11 protein-coding genes and 4 tRNA genes are annotated in these 16,868 nt (G+C 64.3%); 8 read left to right on the top strand and 7 right to left on the bottom strand.

Annotated features, from left to right (window positions below; translation table 11 throughout):
- Positions 1-3: 3 nt before the first annotated feature.
- The gene (locus tag SB765_RS20345; protein ID WP_410931824.1) at positions 4-1,182 is read right to left on the bottom strand and encodes an MFS transporter; all 1,179 of its coding nucleotides are present in this window, start codon (positions 1,180-1,182) and stop codon (positions 4-6) included.
- Between the two features lie 184 nt (positions 1,183-1,366).
- Here SB765_RS20345 and SB765_RS20340 point away from each other — a divergent pair, with 184 nt between their 5' ends.
- Positions 1,367-3,244, top strand: a complete 1,878-nt coding sequence (locus tag SB765_RS20340) for a 1-acyl-sn-glycerol-3-phosphate acyltransferase (protein WP_410931823.1) — start codon at positions 1,367-1,369, stop codon at positions 3,242-3,244.
- Between the two features lie 9 nt (positions 3,245-3,253).
- Here the strand turns inward: SB765_RS20340 and sugE are convergent, their stop codons facing one another.
- The 3 genes from sugE to rdgC all read right to left on the bottom strand — a co-directional run bounded on the left by sugE (position 3,254) and on the right by rdgC (position 5,809).
- Positions 3,254-3,571, bottom strand: coding sequence for a quaternary ammonium compound efflux SMR transporter SugE (gene sugE / locus SB765_RS20335; protein WP_016501077.1), 318 nt, complete (start codon positions 3,569-3,571; stop codon positions 3,254-3,256).
- A 168-nt stretch (positions 3,572-3,739) separates the two neighbouring features.
- A complete protein-coding gene (locus tag SB765_RS20330) occupies positions 3,740-4,705 on the bottom strand; it encodes a bile acid:sodium symporter family protein (protein ID WP_043202841.1) in 966 nt (321 codons plus the stop codon).
- Positions 4,706-4,888: 183 nt separating this feature from the next.
- A complete protein-coding gene (gene rdgC, locus SB765_RS20325; protein ID WP_016501075.1) occupies positions 4,889-5,809 on the bottom strand; it encodes a recombination-associated protein RdgC in 921 nt (306 codons plus the stop codon).
- A gap of 215 nt (positions 5,810-6,024) precedes the next feature.
- On the opposite strand from rdgC, the gene SB765_RS20320 reads away from it, so the two are divergent.
- From SB765_RS20320 to SB765_RS20305, 4 genes are all read left to right on the top strand, one after another.
- Positions 6,025-6,100: transfer RNA gene (locus SB765_RS20320), tRNA-Val, on the top strand.
- A gap of 13 nt (positions 6,101-6,113) precedes the next feature.
- A tRNA-Asp gene (locus tag SB765_RS20315) sits at positions 6,114-6,190 on the top strand.
- A gap of 169 nt (positions 6,191-6,359) precedes the next feature.
- Positions 6,360-6,435: transfer RNA gene (locus SB765_RS20310), tRNA-Val, on the top strand.
- Between the two features lie 13 nt (positions 6,436-6,448).
- A tRNA-Asp gene (locus SB765_RS20305) sits at positions 6,449-6,525 on the top strand.
- Positions 6,526-6,611: 86 nt separating this feature from the next.
- On the opposite strand, the gene map is transcribed toward SB765_RS20305, so the two are convergent.
- Positions 6,612-7,403: a type I methionyl aminopeptidase gene (map, locus tag SB765_RS20300; protein WP_196304835.1), complete on the bottom strand. Its 792-nt coding sequence runs from the start codon at positions 7,401-7,403 to the stop codon at positions 6,612-6,614.
- A 318-nt stretch (positions 7,404-7,721) separates the two neighbouring features.
- Here map and SB765_RS20295 point away from each other — a divergent pair, with 318 nt between their 5' ends.
- From SB765_RS20295 to nirD, 3 genes are all read left to right on the top strand, one after another.
- Positions 7,722-11,747 (top strand): molybdopterin-dependent oxidoreductase, encoded by a 4,026-nt coding sequence (locus SB765_RS20295; protein ID WP_410931822.1) that lies wholly within the window; start codon positions 7,722-7,724, stop codon positions 11,745-11,747.
- A 342-nt stretch (positions 11,748-12,089) separates the two neighbouring features.
- A complete protein-coding gene (nirB, locus tag SB765_RS20290) occupies positions 12,090-14,642 on the top strand; it encodes a nitrite reductase large subunit NirB (protein WP_410931821.1) in 2,553 nt (850 codons plus the stop codon).
- Positions 14,642-15,004 (top strand): nitrite reductase small subunit NirD, encoded by a 363-nt coding sequence (gene nirD / locus SB765_RS20285; RefSeq protein ID WP_132844468.1) that lies wholly within the window; start codon positions 14,642-14,644, stop codon positions 15,002-15,004. Before nirB ends, nirD begins: the two co-directional genes overlap by 1 nt.
- A gap of 122 nt (positions 15,005-15,126) precedes the next feature.
- Here nirD and SB765_RS20280 read toward each other — a convergent pair whose 3' ends face one another.
- Positions 15,127-16,077: a 2-hydroxyacid dehydrogenase gene (locus tag SB765_RS20280; RefSeq protein ID WP_341797820.1), complete on the bottom strand. Its 951-nt coding sequence runs from the start codon at positions 16,075-16,077 to the stop codon at positions 15,127-15,129.
- Between the two features lie 24 nt (positions 16,078-16,101).
- Entirely contained in the window at positions 16,102-16,860 is a 759-nt protein-coding gene (locus tag SB765_RS20275) for an SDR family oxidoreductase (RefSeq protein ID WP_132844474.1), read from the bottom strand.
- Positions 16,861-16,868 lie beyond the last annotated feature (8 nt).

The following is a 16,868-nucleotide window of genomic DNA, read 5'->3' as shown; positions in this document are numbered from 1 at the left end:
ACATCAATTTTTTTGAGTGCCCAACCCGTAAAACACCCCCGCCAGCAACACCGACAACACCAGCAGGTAGAAGATTGCCCCCGGCCACAGGTGCTCCAGGGCAAACCCTACCATCACCGGCCCCAGCGCAGCCCCCAGGTTGGACAGGTTCTGCGCGCCGTAATACACCCCGCGCAAGTGCTCCGGGGCGATCAGGTCGATGAACATGTATTCGGCAGGGATCACGATGATCTCGCCCAGGGTGAACACCAGCATCGCCAGGCACCAGGCCAGCACCGAGCCTGCCAACGAAAAGCCCAGCAGCCCTGCGATGAACAGGGCCATGCCGGCCAGCAACCAGGGCATCAGGTGCTGACGGCTGATGCGTCGGCCAATCAGGTACTGCAGGGCAATCACCGTCACCGCGTTGGTGGTGACCAGGTAGCCGACCAGCCGCGCCGCTTCCGTCGGGCTGCTGGTTACCACCAGGTACTGCGACAGGTAGGCGGTGAACTGGCCGAACACCACCGCGCTCAGCACCCCGCCCAGGGTGAAATACACCAGCCGGCGGTCACGCGCCAGCCCCAGCGCCACCTGGCCGAAGCCGGCCGCAGGCTTGTCCGGTGCGCTCGCCTGCAGGTCACGGTCGCCAAGGCGCCAGTAGGCCAGGCACATGCCCAGGCCAAGCAGGGCCGAGGCGATGAACGGCATGTGGTCGTCCAGTTCCAGCATGGCGACCCCCAGCAGCGGGCCGGCGGCGTAGCCGACGTTGCTGAGGGTGTACTTGATGGCGAACACCTCGGCCCGCTCTTCCACTGGCAGCAAGGCACAGAAGCCTGCCTTGGCGGCGATGTCGACAACTGCAAGCGCCAGGTTGATCAGCACCAGGCACAAAAAGAACAACAGCGCCGATTCACTGACGACCGCGGCGACGAAGGCCAGGGCGAACAGCAGGGTGCTGGCGCTGACCAGCGTGTGGTTGCGCAAGGTGTCGACCAGGTGGCCGCCATACAGGCTCAGCAGCGAAGCGATGATCAGCGCGCCACCTATCAGCAGGCCGATCTGGCTGATCGGCAGCTGGAAGTTGTCGGCCAGGTACACCACCAGGTAGGGCAGGGTAAGGGCGCGGGCGACCGTGAGGGTGAAGGTGGTCAGCAGTAGCAGGCGTACGGTGTGCGGGTAGCGTTTCAGGGCGGCGAGCATTACCACGTCCTTGTTGTTCTGGTTTACCGAGCACAAGCATAAGCCACATACGGCACCTGCAGGAGCGCCCCGGCTGCTTCTGCAAAAAGCGTGTAGGCTTGCCAGCCAAGGCATTTCCCATGCAGATTTGTGGCCTGACGTGCCCGGCGCGCCTCCAATTGAAAAGCCCTCAGGACCAAGGACGATGAGTCACTCCTCGCAATTCACCTTGCTCGGCAAGCGGCGCTTCCTGCCGTTTTTCATCACCCAGTCGCTGGGTGCCTTCAACGACAACCTGTTCAAGCAATCGCTGATCCTGGCGATCCTGTTCAAGCTCAGCCTGGGCGACGGTGACCGTTCAATCTGGGTCAACCTGTGCGCCTTGCTGTTCATCCTGCCGTTCTTTCTGTTTTCGGCGCTGGGCGGGCAGTTTGGCGAGAAGTTCGCCAAGGACGCGCTGATCCGTGCGATCAAGCTGGCCGAGGTCGTCATCATGGCAATCGGTGCGCTTGGCTTCATCACCAACCACCTGGCGCTGATGCTGGTGGCGCTGTTCGGCATGGGGACCCACTCGGCGCTGTTCGGCCCGGTGAAGTACTCAATCCTGCCGCAGGCCCTGCGCGAGGAAGAGCTGGTCGGCGGTAACGGGCTGGTAGAAACCGGCACATTCCTCGCCATTCTCGCTGGCACCATCGGCGCCGGGGTCATGATGTCGGCCGACAGCTATGCCACGGTGGTGGCTGGTGGGGTGGTCGGCACTGCGGTGCTTGGCTACCTGGCCAGCCGCTGGATCCCGCGGGCCGCGGCCGCCTCGCCGAGCATGCCGCTGGACTGGAACATCTTCAGGCAGTCGTGGGCGATCCTGCGCATGGGCCTGGGGCAGCCGCCCGCCGTATCGCGCTCGATCGTGGGTAACTCGTGGTTCTGGTTTGTCGGTGCCATCTACCTCACACAGATCCCGGCCTACGCCAAGGACTGGCTGCACGGCGATGGCACGGTGGTCACCCTGGTGCTGACGCTGTTCTCGGTGGGCATCGCCCTGGGGTCGTTGCTGTGCGAGAGGCTTAGCGGGCGCAAGGTAGAGATCGGCCTGGTGCCGTTCGGCTCGTTCGGCCTGACCCTGTTCGGCCTGCTGTGGTGGTGGCACTCCGGCGATGTGCCGGCTGCAGCTGCGCCGCACGACTGGCTGGCGCTGCTGGGTATAGGCCAGGCCTGGTGGATCCTGCTGTCGATCGTGGGCCTTGGCGTGTTCGGTGGCTTCTACATTGTGCCGCTGTATGCGCTGATTCAGGCACGCACGGCCGAAGACCAGCGCGCCCGGGTGATTGCGGCCAACAACATCCTCAATGCCTTGTTCATGGTGGTGTCGGCGGTGCTTACCATCATCCTGATGGGGCTTGCCGAGCTGAGTATCCCGCAGCTGTTTCTGGTGGTGTCGCTGCTAAATATCGCGGTCAACGCCTACATCTTCAGGATCGTGCCCGAATTCACCATGCGCTTCCTGATCTGGCTGCTCAGCCATTCGATGTACCGTGTGCAGCACCGCGACCTTGAGCGCATCCCTGACGAAGGCGCGGCGCTGCTGGTGTGCAACCACGTGTCGTTCGTTGATGCATTGCTGCTGGGAGGAGCAATCCGCCGGCCGATCCGCTTTGTGATGTATTACAAGATCTACAACCTGCCAGTGCTCAACTTCGTGTTCCGCACTGCAGGCGCCGTCCCGATTGCCGGGCGCAACGAAGACCCCGCCACGTACGAACGTGCGTTCGCGCGCATTGCCAGGTACCTGGCCGATGGAGAGCTGGTGTGCATCTTCCCGGAGGGCAAGTTGACTGGCGATGGTGAGATCGATGTGTTCAAGGGCGGCGTCAACCGCATCCTCGAAGAAACACCGGTGCCGGTGATCCCGCTGGCTTTGCAAGGGCTGTGGGGCAGCTTCTTCAGCCGCGACCCGGCCAAGGGCTTCTTCAAGCGCCTGTGGTCGCGGGTAACCATCGTGGCGGGCGCCGCCATCCCGGTGGAGGCAGCGCAGCCTGAGCTGTTGCGCGAGCAGGTCAGCCGCCTGCGCGGTGACCTGCGATAGGGGAGGGGGTTAGCTGGCGCTGACTTTCAGGCCGACCAGGCCGCAGATGATCAGCGCCACACTGACCAGCCGCACCAGGGCCATGGACTCGCCGAACAGGATGATCCCGGCGATGACTGTGCCGACTGCGCCAACACCCGTCCAGATGGCATAGGCGGTGCCCAGCGGCAGTTCTTTCATGGCCAGGCCCAGCAGGCCCAGGCTGATGACCATGGCGCCGACCGTGAGTACGGTGGGAATCGGTTTGCTGAAGCCGTCGGTGTATTTCAGGCCTACGGCCCAGCCGACCTCGAACAGGCCAGCGAAGAACAGGATGATCCAGGACATGAGTGTGTCTCCATCGTTTGAATGATGGGGCCGTCCCCGGAATGGTCACGCGGTGCGTCGTGAGGTCGTCCTCACAGTGGGCAATATAGTGCACACCCGAAGGTTTCAGGGCAAGCCAGTACTGGCCCTTTCGCGGGCAAGCCCGCGAAGAGGCCCGTACAGGCACCCTCAATGCCTGGCAGGCTCCACTTCTTCAGCTTCCACCGCAGGCTCATCCATCCGCCGGAACCAGGTCGACAGCAGCGCCCCGGAAATATTGTGCCAAACACTGAACAACGCACTGGGCACTGCCGCCAATGGCGAAAAGTGCGCCGCCGCCAGCGCCGCCCCCAGCCCGGAGTTCTGCATCCCCACCTCCAGCGCCAGCGACTTGCGTTGGGCCAGCGGCAACTTGCACAGCTTGCCGGTCAGGTACCCCAGCAAATAGCCAAAGCTGTTGTGCAGCATCACCACCGCCATGATCAACAGCCCCGATTCGGCGATCTTCGCCTGGCTGGCCGCCACCACCGCGCACACGATCATCACGATGCTCACCACCGACACCAGCGGCAGTACCTGCACCGCCGCCTGCACCCGTGCACCGAGCAGGCGCTGGGCCAGCACGCCGAGCACGATCGGCAGCATCACCAGCTGCAGGATCGACCAGAACATGTCCATGAAGGACACCGGCAACCAGGCCGACGCCAGGAACCAGATCAGCGCCGGGGTCAGCAGTGGTGCCAGCAGCGTGGTTACTGCAGCAATCGCCACGGCCAGCGCCAGGTCACCACGCGACAGCCAGACCATCACGTTCGAGGCGGTGCCGCTCGGGCAGCAGCCGACCAGGATCACGCCCACGGCAATTTCCGGCGGCAGGTGGAACAGCTGGCACAGCAGCCAGGCCATGCCCGGCATGATCACGAAGTGCGCGACCACCCCCAGCATCACCCGCCAGGGCTGGCGGGCGAGGGCGGCGAAGTCGTCGAGCTTGAGGGTAAGGCCCATGCCGAACATCACCAGCCCAAGCAGCGGCACGATGGCGACCTTCAAGGCGATGAACCATTGCGGTTGCAAAAAGGCCAGCACGGCAAACACCAGCACCCACAGGGCGAAGGTATTGCCGACGAAGCGGCTTAAGGCGGCGAGGGCACGCATGGGGCAATTCCTTTTCTACTTATAGCTTTGTGAATTTCCAGGGCCCTATCGCCGGCAAGCCAGCTCCCACAGGTACGCCACAGGTTCGGAAAACCGTGGTGTATCTGTGGGAGCTGGCTTGCCGGCGATAGGGCCGGTGCAGGCAAAATGGCCTTCAGGCCTGCACTGGCATCTCAAGACACATCAGACCCCTTGTGGAATCTCCTCCCCACCCAGCGCCTCGAACAGCACCGGCAGGAACTCGGTAAAGGTCATCATCATCAGCAGGAAGCTGGCATCGAACTGCTGCGCAGCCTCATCGCCACCGTCCTGCTCGGCCTGCTCCTGCAGCAGCTCTTCGAACTTCAGGCGCTTGATCACCATCTTGTCGTCCAGAATGAACGACAGCTTGTCCTGCCAGGCCAGGGCCAGCTGGGTTACCACCTTGCCAGTGCTCAGGTGCAGCTGGATTTCCTCGCCGGTCAGGTCCTGGCGCTTGCAGCGCACGATACCGCCGTCTTCGGCGGTGTCACGCAGTTCGCACTCGTCCAGTACATAGAAGCCTTCGGCGGTTTGCTGCGACTTGACCCAGTCGGTCATGGTGGCGGTTGGCGCAATCTTCACCGTGGCCGGGCGCACCGGCAGCGAGCCCATCACTTCACGCAGGGTCGACAGCAGGTCTTCGGCGCGCTTGGCGCTGGCCGAGTTGACCAGGATCACACCCAGGCGCGGGGCGATGGCGGCGAAGATCATCGAGCGGCGGATGAACGCACGCGGCAGGAAAGCCTGGATGATCTCGTCCTTGATCTGGTCGCGTTCTTTTTTATAGACCTTGCGCATCTGCTCGGTCTCGATCTCTTCGACCTTTTCCTTGACCGCGTCGTTGACCACGCTGCTCGGCAGGATGCGTTCTTCCTTGCGTGCGGCAATCAGCAGGAACTCGCCGCTGACATGCACCAGGGGAGCGTCTTCGCCTTTGCCGAACGGCGCGACGAAACCGTAGGTGGTCAGCTCCTGGCTGGCGCAGGGGCGGGCCGGCTTGCTGGCCAGTGCGGCTTCCAGCGCTTCAGGCTCGAACGGGACTTCCTGGGTCAGGCGGTAGGTCAGCAGGTTCTTGAACCACATGAGGGGTAACTCTCCTTAATGCATAAGGCGGGCATTATTCTCCGAGCGGAGCTCTGAGGCCAACCCTGTCAGAGGGCCAGCAGTGGCTTATGCGTGAAAGAAACACCCGGCAACGCTAGGCCTTTGAAAGGAATGAAGTTTTTTTTGAAAAAAGTTTAAAAATTGCTTGCCAGGGTGCGGGGTCGTCCGTAGAATGCGCGCCACACCGAGACGAAGGGTGATTAGCTCAGCCGGGAGAGCATCTGCCTTACAAGCAGAGGGTCGGCGGTTCGATCCCGTCATCACCCACCACTCGATGTATAGCGCAGCGGTAGTTCAGTCGGTTAGAATACCGGCCTGTCACGCCGGGGGTCGCGGGTTCGAGTCCCGTCCGCTGCGCCATATTCCACTTCCAGGCCCACTGAACACCTGGAAGTAACAAAGAAAGCGACCTTAGGGTCGCTTTTTTTGTGCCTGAATTTTGGTGTTTAAACGAAGTTTGAAAAAACTTCGATAAGTGCTTGCCAGAGTGCAAAGTCGCCCGTAGAATGCGCGCCACACCGAGAGACATGGGTGATTAGCTCAGCCGGGAGAGCATCTGCCTTACAAGCAGAGGGTCGGCGGTTCGATCCCGTCATCACCCACCACTCGATGTATAGCGCAGCGGTAGTTCAGTCGGTTAGAATACCGGCCTGTCACGCCGGGGGTCGCGGGTTCGAGTCCCGTCCGCTGCGCCATATTCCGCTTCCAGGCCCACTGAACACCTGGAAGTAACAAAGAAAGCGACCTTAGGGTCGCTTTTTTTGTGTCTGCAATTTTTGTATCAGCGCTCTTCTTCTCGCAACGTCAGCACCTCGAACCCGTCCTCGGTCACCGCCACAGTATGCTCCCACTGCGCCGACAGGCTGTGGTCGCGGGTAATCACTGTCCAGCCATCCTTCAATGTGCGCGTACCGCGCCCACCCTGGTTGATCATCGGCTCGATGGTGAACACCATCCCCGGCTTCAGCTTCATGCCCATGCCGCGCTGGCCAATGTGCAGTACTTCAGGCCCTTCATGCATCTGCTGGCCGATACCATGGCCGCAATACTCGCGTACTACGCTGTAGCCCGCCGCCTCGGCATGGGCCTGGACGGCGTGGCCGATATCGCCCAGCGTGGCCCCGGGGCGCACCTGCTCGATGCCCTTCCACAGCGCGTCGTAGGTGGTGTCGACGAGGCGTCGGGCTTCATCGCTGATGTGCCCGATGCTGTACATCTTCGACGAGTCGGCAATGTAGCCGCCTTGTTCCAGGGTGATGTCGACGTTGATGATCGAGCCTTCCTTCAATACTTCATCGGCATTGGGCATGCCATGGCACACCACATGGTCCACCGAGGTATTGAGCGAATAAGGAAAGCCGTACTGGCCTTTGCTCGCCGGCCGGGCCTTGAGCGTGTCGACGATGAATGCTTCGGCACGGTCGTTGATCTGCATCGTGGTCACGCCGGGGCGGATGAAACCGTCGAGGTCGGCGAAAACCTGGGCCAGTAGTTGGCCTGCGCGGCGCATCAGGTCGAGTTGGGCGGGGGTCTTGAGAATCACCTGGGACATAGGGGGAGGGCAGTTGCTCATGCTGTAATTTGCCCCAGCATAGCGCCAGGGGGCGTGAGGTTGCCACCGCATGGTGCGTGAACTGGGCAGGCCTCTTCGCGGGCACGCCCGCTCCCACAGGCACATCACCACCCTCAGGCCCTGTGGAATCCCTGTGGGAGCGGGTTTACCCGCGAAGAGGCCGGTACAGCTGGCCCACTAATTGCTGATCCACCTCAATCCCGGGCTATCAACGTCGACAGCCCACAAAACTTCACGACAAAGGCGCCGTGTTGCCCCCGCTTGCTCAGCAAGCCAGGGCAGCCGGCGCCTTTTTGCGTTTCCCACAGGAGCCCGCCCATGGCCAACAGCGAAGTACGCAGCGTCTGCCCCTACTGCGGCGTTGGCTGCGGCATCGTCATGAGCGTTGCCGATGGCAAGGTCGTCAAGGTCAGCGGCGACAAGCAGCACCCCAGCAACTTCGGCCGGCTGTGCACCAAAGGCCTCACTGCGCACGTGCCGCTGACCGCCGCCGGCCGCCTGGAAGACGCCTATGTGCGCCAGCAGCGCAACCAGCAACCGGCGCGCACCGGCATGGACCAGGCCATCGCCGACACCGGCAAGCGCTTGCGCGGCATCATCGACCAGCACGGCCCCGACGCCGTGGCGCTGTACGTGTCGGGGCAGATGTCGCTGGAGGCTCAGTACCTGGCCAACAAGCTGGCCAAAGGCTTTATCCGCACCCGCCACATCGAGTCCAACTCGCGCCTGTGCATGGCCAGCGCCGGCAGCGGCTACAAGCTGTCGCTCGGCGCTGACGGCCCGCCTGGCAGCTACCAGGATTTCGAGCACGCCGACGTGTTCCTGGTGATCGGCGCCAACATGGCCGACTGCCACCCCATCCTGTTCCTGCGCCTGCTCGATCGGATCAAGGCCGGCGCGAAGCTGATCGTCGTCGACCCACGGCGCAGCGCCACCGCCGACAAGGCCGACCTGTTCCTGCAAGTACGCCCCGGCAGTGACATGGCCTTGCTCAACGGCTTGTTGTATCTGCTACACCGCAATGGCCACACCAACCCCGACTTCATCGCCCGCCACACCGAAGGCTGGAACGAACTGCCAGCCTTCCTCGATGACTACACCCCCGAGCGCGTAGCCGCCATCACCGGGCTGGCCGAGGCCGACATCATCAAGGCCGCCGAATGGATCGGCAGCGCCAACGACTGGATGAGCTGCTGGACGATGGGCCTGAACCAGAGCATTCACGGTACCTGGCACAGCAACGCCATCTGCAACCTGCACCTGGCCACGGGCGCCATCTGCCGCCCTGGTAGCGGGCCTTTTTCGCTGACCGGCCAGCCCAATGCCATGGGCGGCCGTGAGATGGGCTACATGGGCCCCGGCCTGCCAGGCCAGCGCTCGGCGTTGGTGGAAGGCGATCGCGCATTTGTCGAGCAGCAGTGGCAACTGCCACCCGGCAGCCTGCGCAGTGAAGGCGGCGAGGGTACGGTGGCACTGTTCGAGCAGATGAACGCGGGTGAAGTAAAAGCGTGCTGGATCATCTGCAGCAACCCGGTAGCCAGCGTTGCCAACCGCCAGCAGGTGATCGATGGCCTGTGCCAGGCCGAATTGGTGATTACCCAGGATGCCTTCCTCGACACCGAAACCAACCGCTACGCCGACATCCTGCTGCCGGCCGCGCTGTGGGCCGAAGGCGAGGGCGTGATGATCAACAGCGAACGCAACCTCACCCTGATGCCGCGCGCCGTAGAGCCGCCAGGGCAGAGCCTGCCCGACTGGCAGATCATCGCCCGGGTGGCCTGCGCCATGGGCTACGCCGAAGCCTTCGACTACCCCGATGCCGAAGCGGTGTATGAAGAAATCCGCCGCTTCCATAACCCCGCCACCGGCTACGACCTGCGCGGCATCGGTTACGCCGAGCTGCGTCAGCAACCACGCCAGTGGCCTTGTGCGCCAAGCCGTGGCAGCGATCGCAGCCCATTACGCTACCTGAACGACGGCAGCAGCCAGGCGCTGCTGCACGATGCCCAGGGCGATTGCCCGGCGCTGGCGTTCCCCACCTCCAGCGGCAAGGCCCGCTTCTTCGCCCGGCCCTGGTTGCCGGCACCGGAGTTGCCGGATGACGACTACCCCATGGTGCTGAACACCGGCCGCGTGCAGCATCAGTGGCACACCCTGACCAAGACCGGCAAGGTGCCGGCGCTGAACAAGCTGGAGCCTGGCCCCTTCGTCGAGGTTCACCCAGACGACGCCGTACGGCTTGGCATCGCTGAAAAGGATCAGGTGGCCGTCCGCTCACGGCGCGGTCAAGCCGTACTGCCGGCGCGAATCAGCGACCGGGTCATGCCAGGCAACTGCTTTGCGCCGTTCCACTGGAACGACCTGGTCGGCGAGCAACTGGCAATCAATGCCGTCACCTGCGATGCCGTCGACCCGCTGTCGCTGCAACCCGCTTTCAAGCACTGCGCCGTGGCCCTGCAACGGGTCGCAGGCGAGCGTATCGACGCCCTTGACCTGAACGCTGCCATTTCGGAGCCAGCCCGCATGCCCACTGCCACCCTGTCCCGTCTGCTTGGCCTGGACACCTTGCCAGCCCCGGTGCTGGCAGAAGAAGAGCGCCATTACCTGCAAGGTTTCGTGCTGGGCCTGAACCAGGCCCGCGCCGAGGGCGTGCCCCGCCTGCCGGCCAGTGCGCCACTGGCGGCCAACCACCGGCTGTTTATCGACGGCTTGCTGGCCGGGCTGTTCGCCCAGCCTGCGGCACTGCCCGTTGCGGCGTTGGTGGCGCCACGGCATCAGGTGCTGTGGGCCTCGCAGACCGGCAACGGCGAGCAGCTGGCCGAGCGCTGTGCCGAACGCCTGCGCGGTGCCGGCCTGGATGTGCAGCTCAGTTGCATGGAGGCGGTCAGCCCGCGCCAGCTGCAGGGCGCCGCCAGCGTGGTATTGATCGCCAGCACCTTTGGCGATGGCGATGCGCCCGACAGCGCAGCGGCGTTCTGGAACGCCTTGCAGGGCGAGGAGGGCGCCTGCTGCGCCGAACTGCCCTATGCAGTGCTGGCCTTGGGCGACTCCAGTTACGACCAGTTCTGCGGCTTTGGCCGCAAGCTCGACCAGCGTCTGACCGAACTGGGTGGCCGGCGCCTGTTGCAACGGGTGGACTGCGAGCCAGACTTTGACGAAGCGTTCGCAGGCTGGCTTGACGCGTTGCTGCCCTTGCTGGGCAGGGCCGCTGCGCCACCACCGGCGAGTGAACCTGCACCTATGGCGGGCTGGAGCAAACAACAACCCTGGCCCGCCACCTTGCTGGAAAACCACCTGCTCAACGGCCCCGGTGCCAGCAAGGAAACACGGCAACTGGTGTTCGACCTGAGCGGTAGCGGCTTCAGCTATGCCGCCGGTGATGCCTTGGGCGTGTGGCCGCGCAATTGCCCAGCGCTGGTCGACGAACTGCTGGCGCTGATGCAGCTTGATGGCCAGGCCATGGTCGAGCTGAAGGGCCAACCTGCCATGCCACTGGCCGAAGCCCTGCACGCGCACCTGGAAATCGCCAAGGTCACCACGCAGCAACTGCAAGCCTTCGCGGGCAGCGCCCCGGACCTGCAACGTCTGCTGCAGCCCGAGTGCAAGGCCGAGCTGCAGGACTGGCTGTGGGGCCGGCAACTGGTCGATGTGCTGCGGGCCTTTCCCCAGCAGCTACCGCTGGCCAGCTGGCTTGAACTGCTCAAGCCCTTGCAGCCGCGTCTGTACTCGATCAGCTCCAGCCCGTTAGCGCATCCCGGCCAGGTACACCTGACCGTCTCCACCGTGCGTTATGGCGAGCGCAAGGGCGTGTGCTCGGCCTTCCTCGCCGACCGCGCCCAAGCGTTGAAGGTGGCAATTTTCCCGCAGGCGTCGAGGCACTTCCGGTTGCCCGCGGACGACAGCGTGCCGGTGATCATGGTCGGCCCCGGTACCGGCATTGCGCCGTTCCGGGCGTTCCTGGAAGAGCGGGAGGCGCGGGGGGCGAAAGGGGGCAACTGGCTGTTCTTTGGCGAACAGTGCGCCGCTACCGACTTCTATTACCGGGAGCAGCTACAGGCTTGGCAGGCAAGCGGCCACTTGCGTCTGAATACGGCGTTTTCCCGCGACCAGGCCGAGAAGATCTATGTGCAGCAGCGCATGCTGGAGCAGGGCGCGCAGCTGTGGCAGTGGCTGGAAGCGGGGGCGTATTTCTATGTGTGTGGGGATGCGCAGCGCATGGCCAAGGATGTGGATGCGGCGTTGCGGGCGATTGTGGCTGAGCATGGCGGGATGGATGTGGCGCAGGCGGCTGCCTATGTGGAAGGTTTGAGCAAGGGCAAACGTTATCTGCGGGATGTGTACTGAGTGCACCGGGATGGGCTGATGTGCACCCCGGTTGTGCATTTTGATCGCCTGTAGGGCCCCTTCGCAGCACAAGGCTGCTCCTACAGGAGCACGCGATAGCTGTACCGGCCCCTTCGCAGCACAAGGCTGCTCCTACAAGGGCTCGCGATAGCTGTAGGAGCAGCCTTGTGCTGCGAAGAGGCCGGTACAGGTAAAACAATTGGCACAGTCCCTGCTTTACCTCCAATACAACAAGCCCCACTGATCAACGGCGATCAACCCGGGGGCACACCGTGATGAATACAGGCAAAGGCGCCTGGAGCTTCGGCTCCAGGCGCTTTTTTTTTGATCGAGGATCGGCTTATGAAGGCAACAGCGAGCAGCGGGCAACGAGAGCGACTGGTCATCGTCGGCAACGGCATGGTCGGCCACCATTGCGTCGAACAACTGGTCAGCCGCGGCGCCCTGCAGCGCTTCGAGGTGCGGGTGTTCGGCGCAGAGCGCCAACGCGCCTACGACCGCGTGCACCTGTCCGAATACTTCGGCGGCAGCTGTGCCGAGACCCTGGCCCTGTGCGAGCACGATTTCTACAACGCCAACGGCGTGCACCTGCACCTCGGGGAGGCCGTGCTGGAAATCGACCGTGAACGCTGCGAAGTAGTCACCGCCGAGGGGCGCTACGGCTACGACCAACTGGTCCTGGCCACTGGCTCCTACCCCTTCGTGCCGCCGATCGAAGGCTCCAGCGGCAATGCCCGCCTGGTCTACCGTACCCTTGATGACCTCGATGCCATTCGCGCTGCCGCAGCCGGTGCCCGCCGTGGCGTGGTGGTCGGTGGTGGCCTGCTTGGCCTGGAGGCAGCCAACGCCCTCAAGTCGTTGGGCCTGGAAGCCCACGTGGTGGAGTTCGCCCCACGGCTGATGCCGGTTCAGCTGGACGGCGAGGGCGGTGCCGCGCTCAAGGCGCAGATTGAAGCGCTCGGTGTGGGCGTGCACCTGTCGCGCGCCACCCAGTCGATCAGCGCCGGTGAAGCCTACCGCTACCGCATGAACTTCGACGGTGGCGAGCATCTGGAAACCGACCTGATCGTGTTCTCCGCCGGTATCCGCCCGCAGGATGCCTTGGGCCGTGGCTGCGGCCTGGACATCGCCGCCCGTGGTGGCGTGGTGATCGACAACCATTGCCGCAGCAGCGACCCGCGCATCTTTGCCATCGGCGAGTGCGCCTCGTGGAACGGTAGCGTGTTCGGCCTGGTCGCCCCAGGCTACAGCATGGCGCGCAACCTGGCGGCTTTGCTGATGGAGGAAGCGGCGGTAGCGTTTACCGGCGCCGACATGTCGACCAAGCTCAAGCTGCTGGGCGTGGATGTCGGCTCGATTGGTGATGCCCATGGCGCCACCCCCGGTTCACGCAGCTACCGCTTCATCGACGAAGCCAACAGCGCCTACCGCCGGCTGGTGGTGGACGCCAGCGGCAAGCACGTGCTCGGCGCAGTGCTGGTCGGCGATAACAGCTACTACGACACCCTGCTGCAATACGTCCAGAACGGCATCGCCCTGCCAGCCGACCCGGCAGCGCTGATCCTGCCGCAAGGCGGTGGTGCACCGGCCTTGGGCGCCGATGCGCTGCCCGACAGCGCGACCATCTGCTCGTGCCACAACGTCAGCAAGGGCGCGGTGTGCGACGCCATCGACAGCGGGTGCAGCGACCTTGCTGCGGTCAAGGGCTGCACCAAGGCCGGCAGCGGCTGCGGCGGTTGTGCGGCCTTGCTCAAGCAGGTGTTCGAGCACGAACTGACCGCACGTGGCGTAGCGGTGGACAAGAGCCTGTGCGAGCACTTCGCCTACACCCGCCAGGAGCTCTACGGGCTGGTGCGTGTGGAGGGCATCCGTACCTACAGCGAGCTGCTCGAACGCCACGGCAAGGGCCACGTTGGCTGTGACATCTGCAAGCCGGCGGTGGGCAACATCCTCGCCTCCTGCTGGAACCAGCCGATCATGGACCCGGCGCTGGTGCCGTTGCAGGACACCAACGACACCTTCATGGCCAACATGCAGAAGAACGGCACCTACTCGGTAGTGCCGCGTATTCCGGGTGGTGAAATCACCCCCGACAAGCTCATCGTCATCGGCCAGGTGGCCAAGAAGTACGACCTGTACACCAAGATCACCGGCGGCCAGCGCATCGACCTGTTCGGTGCCCAGTTGCACGAGCTGCCGCTGATCTGGGGCGAGCTGATCGAGGCCGGCTTCGAAACCGGCCACGCCTACGGCAAGTCGACCCGCACGGTGAAATCGTGCGTGGGCAGCACCTGGTGCCGTTACGGCGTGCAGGACAGTGTCGCCATGGCCCTGCGCCTGGAAGACCGCTACAAGGGCCTGCGCAGCCCGCACAAGCTCAAGTTCGCGGTGTCTGGCTGCACCCGCGAGTGTGCCGAGGCGCAGAGCAAGGACATCGGCGTGATCGCCACCGACAAGGGCTGGAACCTTTACGTGTGCGGCAACGGCGGCATGCGCCCACGGCATGCCGAGCTGTTCGCCACCGACCTGGACGACGAAACCCTGGTACGCCTGATCGACCGCGTACTGATGTTCTACATCCGTACGGCCGACAAGTTGCAGCGCACCTCGGTGTGGCGCGAGAACCTGGAAGGCGGCCTGGACTACCTGAAGCAGGTCGTGATCGACGACAGCCTGGGGCTCGCCAGCGAGCTGGAAAGCCAGATGCAGCATGTGGTCGACCAGTATGAGTGCGAATGGGCCAACGCCCTCAACGACCCCGAGAAGCTCAAGCGCTTCCGTACCTTTGTCAACGATCGCCGCGCTGACCCGGACGTGCACTTCGTGCGCGAACGCGAACAACGCCGGCCAGCGGCGCCGCTGCACCTGATCCCTACTGTCGAGGAGGCTGTCTGATGAACCTGTCCAATGCTGCTGTGAAAACCTGTGAGAACTGGCAGGCGGTGTGCCAGGCGCAAGACCTGGTGGCCGATTCCGGGGTCGTGGTGTGGCTCGACGGGGCTCAGGTGGCGCTGTTCTACCTGCCAGGGCAGGCGCAGCCGCTGTATGCGGTGGACAACCGCGACCCGCGTTCCGGCGCCAACATCATCGGCCGCGGGCTGGTGGGCAGCGTGCAAGGTGAGTTGGTGGTGGCGGCGCCGCTCTACAAGCAGCACTTCAGCCTGCTGAGTGGGGAGTGCCTGGAGGATGCCGGGCAGAGGTTGCGAGTGTGGCCGGTGCGGTTGAAGGGGGAGGCCGTGGAGCTGTCTGTGGCCTGATCACCATTTGTTGGCTGCCCCCACTTCGCGGGCTTGTCCCGCGAACACGGGCGAAGCCCGTGCCATGCACCGTGTTGGATGCTTCGCGGGGGCAAGCCCGCGAAGAGGCCGGCACCAGCCGGCTAGATCACCAAGCCCTGCGGCGTGCGCCCGGCAAATACATCCACCAGGCTGGCCACCACCATCTCGCCCATGCGCGTGCGGGTCTGCACCGTGGCGCTGGCTCGATGCGGCTGCAGCACCACATCCTCACGCTCGAACAATGCCTCGGGCGCGCGGGGTTCGTCGGCAAAGACATCCAGCGCCGCGCCAGCGATTTCCCCGGCCTGCAGCGCCGCGATCAACGCCGGCTCATCCACCAGCTTGCCGCGTGCGATGTTGATCAGGTATCCCTCTGCACCTAACGCCCGCAGCACTTGGCGATCGATCAGCGCCTCGCCCTTGTCGGCCGCCGCCGCCAGGATCAGTGCATCACTGTCCTTGGCCAGCTGCAGCAGGTCTGCCTCAAAGCCGTAAGGCACGTCCAGCGGCTGCAGGTCGGTGTAGCGAATCGGGCACCCGAACGCTGCCGCCCGTTGGGCGACTGCGCGGCCGACGCGCCCCATGCCGACGATGCCCACGCGCATGCCCGACACCTGCCGGGCCAGTGGCAACGGTGCCAGCGGCGTGGCACTGGTGGCCCAATGGCCGGCGCGAACGAAGCGGTCACCGGTGCAGATACCCCGGCACAAGCCGATCAGCAGGCCAATCGCGAGATCGGCGACGTCCTCGGTGAGGGCACCGATGGTTGCCGTTACCTGGATGCCACGATCGCGAGCATAGGCCAGGTCTACCGCGTCGGTACCGACACCATTGACCGCGATCACTTCAAGGTGGGGCAAGCGTGCCATCAGCGCCTGGCTGATACCGGTGTGGCCGCCGGTGATCACGCCGCGAATATTGCCGGCATGCTGGCTGACGTAGGCCTCCTTGTCGGCCTGTTCGTAGTAGCGGTGCACGGTGAACAGCTGTTCCAGGCGCTCGCGGATCTGCGGGATCAGGACAGGGCTCAGTTGCAGGACTTCGGGTTTCATCGGTCACTCCATCATAAACAGGGATCAGCCACGGCCAACGAACGGCATGTTGCTGGCCATCACGGTCATGTTCAGTACGTTGGCGTCCAGCGGCAGCGCCGCGATGTAGCGCACCGCATCGGCCACATGGCGCACGTCCAGCATCGGCTCGGCTGCGACCTCGCCATTGGCCTGGCGTACCCCCCGGGTCATGCGCTCGGACAACTCGGTCAGGGCGTTGCCGATGTCCACCTGGCTACACACGATGTTGTACGGCCGGCCATCCAGCGCCAGCGCCTTGGTCAGGCCAAGCACCGCATGCTTGCTGGCCGTGTAGGGTGCAGTGAACGGGCGTGGGGTGTGCGCCGAGATCGAGCCGTTGTTGATGATTCGCCCACCTTGCGGTTGCTGGCGGCGCATCAGGCCGAAGGCAGCGCGGGCGCACAGGAACACACCGTCGACGTTGGTGGCGATGACGTTGCGCCAGTTCTCCAGCGGCAGCTCGTCCACCGGCACGGCGGGCGCGTTGATACCGGCATTGTTGAAGATCACATCGAGCCGGCCGTGCACTTCTTCGATGGTGGCGAACAGCTGCGCGACGCTCTGCTCGTCGCGTACATCGGTGGGCACGGCCAGCGCCTCACCGCCTGCTGCCAGCGCCTGTGCAACCACGGCTTGCAGGGGTTCGGCGCGGCGCCCGGCGAGCACCAGGCTGAAGCCGTCATCCAGCAGGGCGAGGGCGACGGCGCGGCCGATGCCGCTACCGGCGCCGGTGACCAGGGCGATTTTCTTGTTCTGGGTCATGTCGGGTC

The sequence above is a fragment of the Pseudomonas sp. SIMBA_067 genome, assembly GCF_046534675.1.
Classification (GTDB): domain Bacteria; phylum Pseudomonadota; class Gammaproteobacteria; order Pseudomonadales; family Pseudomonadaceae; genus Aquipseudomonas; species Aquipseudomonas putida.
This window is presented reverse-complemented; position numbering and strand designations above follow the sequence as displayed.